Raw genomic sequence first — 5,633 nt, 5'->3', positions numbered from 1 at the left:
CCTGCTGACGTTGTCCGCCACGCGCAGCCACGGCAGCAGGCGCGGCTCCTGGAAGATCACGCCCGCGAGCGGCGACGGTCCGCGCAGCGCCTCGCCGTTGAGCGAGACCGCGCCCGTGTAATCGCGATCGAGCCCCGCCGCGATGCGCAGCAGCGTGCTCTTGCCGCAACCGCTCGGGCCGAGCAGCGCGACCACTTCGCCGGGCGCGAGCGTGAGGCGCAGCGCGTCGAGAATCGGCCGCGCGCCATAACGTTTACTGCGGATGTCGAGATCGAGCAAAGCCGGGGCGTTCATGCGCGCGCTCCGTCGAGGGCGGTGTCGCGCCATGCGAGCACGCGGGTTTCGAGCAGACGCATCGCGCTGTCCGTGAGCTTGCCGAACAGGCCGAGCAGCAGGATCGCGCCGAACACGATGTCGGGTCGGCCGGTTTCGCGGCCGTCGCTGAGCAGATAGCCGAGGCCGCGCGTCGCCGCGATCAGTTCGGCGGCCACCACGAACATCCACGCCACCGCGAGCCCTGTGCGCAGGCCCGTGAAGATCTGCGGCAGCGCGGCGGGCAGCAGGATGCGCGTGAACAGACGCCACGGCGGCAGCCGGTAGACCGCGCCGAGTTCGACGAGCTTGCGGTCGACGTTGCGGATGCCGGACACCACGCTCAGATGCACGGGAAAGAACGCGCCGATCGCGACAAGCGTGATCTTCGGCGCTTCGTCGATACCCATCCACAACAGCAGCACGGGCACCCACGCGAGCGATGGAATCGCGCGCAGCGCCTGGAAACTCGGATCGAGCAACGCGTCGAGACGACGGCTCAGGCCCATCGCCGCGCCCACCGCGATGGCGAGCGCCGCGCCGCAACCGAAGCCGACCGCCACGCGCGCCGTGCTCGCGGCGATGTGCAGCGCGAGCCGCGAGCCGCCCAGTTGCCAGAGCGCCTGAGCGATTTCGCTGGGCGCGGGCACAAGGTTGTCGGGCAGCACGCCGCCGCGCACGAGCGCCTCGATCAGCGCGAGAAAGGCGAACGGCAGCAACACGCCCGCGATGCGCCAGCGGCGCGGCGCTACGGCCGTTTCGATTTCCTGCGCAGACGGTGCTTGCGCAGACGCTTCGTCATGCAAGCCGTCCTGCCGCTCGCGCGACGCGTGCAAACTGGATGCAGCAGACGCAGCGGCAGGCCGCGAAAGCGCGGGCGCGCTCAACTCGTCGATGGCCATCGCGGCGGTCCCCTTCTATTGCGCCGACTGACGCTGCGCCGACGCCAGCGCCGACTCCGACGCGTGCGTATCGATCAGCGACTCGATCACCTGATTCAGGTTCGTGCCCGGTTTCACGAGGTTTTCCTGCGTGAGAATCGGCGCGGCGGCTTCGAGCGCCTCGATCTGCTTCGCACCCGGCTGCGGCTGGCTGAAATCGTTGCGGCTCAGTTGCAGCTTCGCGACCGCGAGCGAGACCTTGGAATCGTCCGCGATGATCTGCGCCGCTTCGTCCGGATGCTCGCCGATCCACACGCGCGCCCGTTCATACACCTTGAGCACGCGCGCCACGGTCTCCGGATACTGCTTGAGGAAGTCGTCGCGCACGTTCAAAAACCCCCACGTATTGAAGTCGACGTTGCGATACAGCAGGCGCGCGCCGTTGTCGATCTGCGCGGCGGCCATGTGCGGATCGAGCCCGGCCCACGCATCGACCTGACCGTTCACGAGCGCGGTGCGGCCATCGGGATGCTGGAGATTGACGATCTCCACGTCGTCGCGCGTGAGGCCCGCCGTGTGCAGCGCGCGCAGCGTGAAAAGATAGGGATCGGTGCCTTTGGTCGCCGCGATCTTCTTGCCCTTCAGGTCCGCGAGCGTTTTGATCGGCGAGTCCTTGCGCACGACCAGCGCAGTCCATTCGGGGCGCGAGAAGATATAGACGGTCTTGATCGGATTGCCGTTGGCCTTCGCGAGCACGGCCGCGAGACCGGCGGTCGAGCCGATATCGACCGCACCGCTATTCAGGTATTCGAGCGCGCGATTGCTGCCGAGGCTCAGCACCCAACGCACCTGCGTGTGATCGGGCGCGAGCGCCTGTTCGAGCCAGCCGTTGCGCTTGATGACGAGACTTTCGGGCGAGTAGTAAGCGTAGTCGAGCTTGAGTTCGGCGGGCGCGGCGCTCGCGGCCAGTGCGGGCGTGGCCGTGGCGGCGAACAGCGCCAGCGGTGCGAACGCCGCGACGGCGCGCAGCGTCGTCGTCAAACGGCGCCAGAGCGGATTGCGCTCGCTTTGGGATTCGCGCGCGGTCGGCTTCGAATCGGTGAAGATGGTGGTCGTGTGGTCTCGCATCGGCTTTCCCCTGTTTGTCTGGCTGCACGGGGAGGCACGCAGTGTGCCTCCCGAATTCGCCAAGCATAAGAAGCGCGGACGCCAGAACGAACCAACAATCGCTCAGATCGTAAGCAGCGAAAGGAATATCCGCGCGGCCGGGAAGACCGCGGGAAAAGTAGCGGAAAAAACCTCGCGCTCAGTCCACCGGAATCCACGCCGCCGTGGCCGCGTCGCTCACGCGGAACGCCGGGAATTTCACGCCCAGTTCGGCAATCGTGTGGATGTCGTTTTTCACGAGGTCGTCGCGCGTGACGAGCGTCGGCTTCACGACGATGTGATGCGCGAGCGGCTGCCCCGCCACGTCGAGCGCCGCCGCGCGCACCGAGACCGCGCCCACCACGGCGGGATTGGTCGCCGCCGTCGCCACCCACGCGCTGCCCGGCGCGCGGATCGCCTCGATGTCGGCGGTCGAAATATCGGCGCTGTAGATGCGCAGCTTGCTCGCGACGTTCGCTTCGTCGGCGGCGAGGCTCGCGCCGCGCGCGAACTCGTCGTACGGTGCGATCACCACGCGAATGTCCGGATGCGCGCGATAAGCCGCCGCCGCCTGGTTCGCCACCGACTGCGCGATCGGATTGTCGACCGTGCCCCAGCGCGCCTGCTCGTGCACGCCAGGATGCGCCTGCTTGAACGCCTGCCACACGGCGTCGCGGCGATCGAGCGGCGCGAATCCCGCCACGTAGACATAGCCCGCCGAGAACGCATTGCCGTTGTCCTTCACGGCCTGACCGAGCAGCAGCGTCGCGAGATCGTGATCGCTCTGCTCGATCTGCGGAATCTTCGGATTCGCGAGATCGACGTCGAACGCCACGACCTTGATGCCCTTGTCGAGCGCCTGCTGCACCACGTCCTTGAGCGATTCCGGCAAGCCATGATTGACGATGATCGCCGACACGCCCAGATTGATCGCCTGCTGGATCTGGTCGCGCTGCTGCGCCGCGTCCTGACGCCCTTCGTAGATGCGCAGATCGATGCCGAGCGCCTTCGCCTGCTTCTGCGCACCTGCCTCGTAGGCCTGGAAGAAGTCGCCTTCCGAGAGATAGTTGACGAGCGCGATCTTCACGCCGCCTTTATCGAACGGCGGCGGCGCGCCCTTGAGCGTGGCGGCGTCGGCGGATGCAGCGCCGAACAGCGCCGCGGCGCTCAACGCGATGGCGCCGATGGCGAAGCGCGCGGTACGGGACATCGACTTGTTCATATTGCTCCTCTTGTTTTTCAGGTTTTTTCTATGTGTCGGAAGACGCCTGGAAGCCTCGCAAACGCCGCGTTTCAGGCGCGCGCGTCGTTTTTTCGGCCGATGCTGAAGGTGAACGCCAGCGCCACCACCAGCAACGCGCCCTTGATGCAGTCCTGCAGGTAGTACGGTGCGTTCAACATGGTCAGGCCGTTGAGCAGCACGCCCACGAACACCGCGCCGATCACCGTGCCCGGCACGTTGGGCCGCTTCGCGCCCCACACCGCATAGCCGACGAGCGAGGCCGCCACGGCGTCGAGCAGCAGCGAATGTCCCGCGCTGACGTCGCCGCGTCCCACGCGTGCGGCGATCAGCAAGCCGCCCAGCGAAGCCAGCGCGCCCGAGGCCACGTACGCCGCCACGCGATAGCGCGCGGCAGGCGCGCCCGCGAGCCGCGCCGCCGTTTCGTTGCCGCCGATCGCGTAGATCACGCGGCCCCAGCGCGTGGCCGCCATCACGACCGAGACCAGCACCGTGAGCACCGCGAGCACCAGCACGGGCGTCGGCACCACGTCGAAGAAGAAGCGTGCGCGGCCGAGCGCGAGAAAGGCGTCGGGGAAGGTGCCGCTCGCTTCGGTGCCGTCGGGCAGGATCGTGCCGGTGGCGAGCGAGCGTCCGCCCGTCGGAATCAGTTGCAGGCCCGCGAGCAGGAACAGCGTGCCGAGCGTCGCGAGTTGATCGGGCACGTGCAGGCGCGTGATGAGCGCGCCGTTGAACAGCCCCGCTGCGACGCCGAGCACGAGGCACGCGGCGGCGGCTTCCCACGCGTTGCCGTGCCACACGACCAGCACGTAGCTCGCGGCCATTTGCGCGGACGCCGCCACGCTGCCCACGGAAAGATCGAAGCCGCCCGCCGCCAGCGTAATCGTCACGCCAATGCCGAGCAGCGCGACGATCGACACTGCCTGCAGGATGCTGAAGAGATTCGCCACGTTCAGGAACGCGGGTTCGCGCGCGGTGAACAGCACGACCATCGCGGCGAGCACGAGCAGCAGACCGCTGCGTTCGAGCAGCACGAGCAGGCGGCGCGATAGCGGCGCGCCTGACGACGCGGCGAGCGAAGTGGAGGGATCGGTGACGAGCGGAGTGGCGGCGCTTTTCATGGTCGCTTGAAGTGTTATGACGATTCGATGGCTTCGGCGGTGTGCAGGGCGTCGAGCGCGCCTCGATCTATCGCGCCCCGATCGAAGTACACGATGCGGTCGGCGACCTCGTGCGCTTCTTCGAGATCGCTCACGAATACGAGCGTCGCGCGGCCCGGCGCTTCGCGGCGCAGCGTGGCCGCGATATCGGCGCGCGCGCCCGCATCCACGCCCTGAAACGGCTCGTCGAGCAGCAGCACGCGCGCGGGTTCGGCGTGCCAGCGCGCGAGCAGCACCTTTTGCTGATTGCCGCCGGAAAGACGCGGCAGACGGTCGTCCGGCCCCGAACAGCGAATCCCGAACGCGTCGATGGCCGCACGCGCGGCGGCCCGTTCGCGCTCGCGCGAGACGAACACGCCCCGGCTCCAGCGCGACAAAAACGGAAAGCCGAGCGTCCCCGCAATCGAGGCGAACGGCACGGCGTCGGGAAACAAGGACGTGCGCCAGCGGTCTTCGCCCGCGAGAAACACGCCCGCGCGGATCGCGTCGCCGGGCGTGCGCGGACGCCACGTCGCGCCGTCGAGCCGCATCTCGCCCGCGAAGGCCCGCGACGCGCCGAAGATCGTCTGCGCGAGCCGCGACTTGCCCGCGCCCACCGGCCCGACGACAGCGACGATTTCGCCGTCGCACACGTCGAGGTCGAACGCGGCGGTGCGATCGGTAAGGCGCAGTTGATTCAACTGAAGAATAGGCCTGGCGTTATTTGCTTCGATATCCGAAGCAAGTCTGGTGGGCGGGAGCGGGCGGCCGATCATCGTTTCCAGCGCCGCGTCGAAGTCGACGGGCGCGGGCTGTTGCGCCACGACGCGGCCATCGCGCAACACCGCCACGCGCGTCGCGAGTCGGCGCAAATCCGCCAGCCGATGCGAGACCAGCAGCACGGCCACGCAGACC

At 68.1% G+C, this 5,633-nt stretch carries 6 protein-coding genes; all 6 read right to left on the bottom strand.

The window, feature by feature from the left end:
• The coding region (locus tag G3N97_RS35650; protein WP_241031044.1) for an ATP-binding cassette domain-containing protein at positions 1-294 on the bottom strand (294 nt) is incomplete at its 3' end.
• A complete protein-coding gene (locus tag G3N97_RS35645) occupies positions 291-1,214 on the bottom strand; it encodes an ABC transporter permease (RefSeq protein ID WP_205997521.1) in 924 nt (307 codons plus the stop codon). The genes G3N97_RS35650 and G3N97_RS35645, both read right to left, overlap by 4 nt.
• 15 nt (positions 1,215-1,229) lie before the next feature.
• Complete coding sequence (locus tag G3N97_RS35640; RefSeq protein ID WP_205997520.1) at positions 1,230-2,321, bottom strand: aliphatic sulfonate ABC transporter substrate-binding protein; 1,092 nt, start codon at positions 2,319-2,321, stop codon at positions 1,230-1,232.
• 178 nt (positions 2,322-2,499) lie between these two features.
• The gene (locus tag G3N97_RS35635) at positions 2,500-3,561 is read right to left on the bottom strand and encodes a substrate-binding domain-containing protein (protein ID WP_065063936.1); all 1,062 of its coding nucleotides are present in this window, start codon (positions 3,559-3,561) and stop codon (positions 2,500-2,502) included.
• A gap of 71 nt (positions 3,562-3,632) precedes the next feature.
• Positions 3,633-4,571, bottom strand: coding sequence for an ABC transporter permease (locus G3N97_RS35630; RefSeq protein WP_241031045.1), 939 nt, complete (start codon positions 4,569-4,571; stop codon positions 3,633-3,635).
• A gap of 143 nt (positions 4,572-4,714) precedes the next feature.
• Positions 4,715-5,633, bottom strand: a 919-nt coding sequence (locus G3N97_RS35625; protein WP_205997518.1) for an ATP-binding cassette domain-containing protein, incomplete at its 5' end; no start/stop codon positions are given.

The organism is Paraburkholderia sp. Ac-20347, assembly GCF_017104805.1.
Lineage (GTDB): Bacteria > Pseudomonadota > Gammaproteobacteria > Burkholderiales > Burkholderiaceae > Paraburkholderia > Paraburkholderia tropica.
The sequence above is the reverse complement of the archived record's forward strand: the minus strand, read 5'-3'. Positions and strand labels throughout refer to the sequence as shown.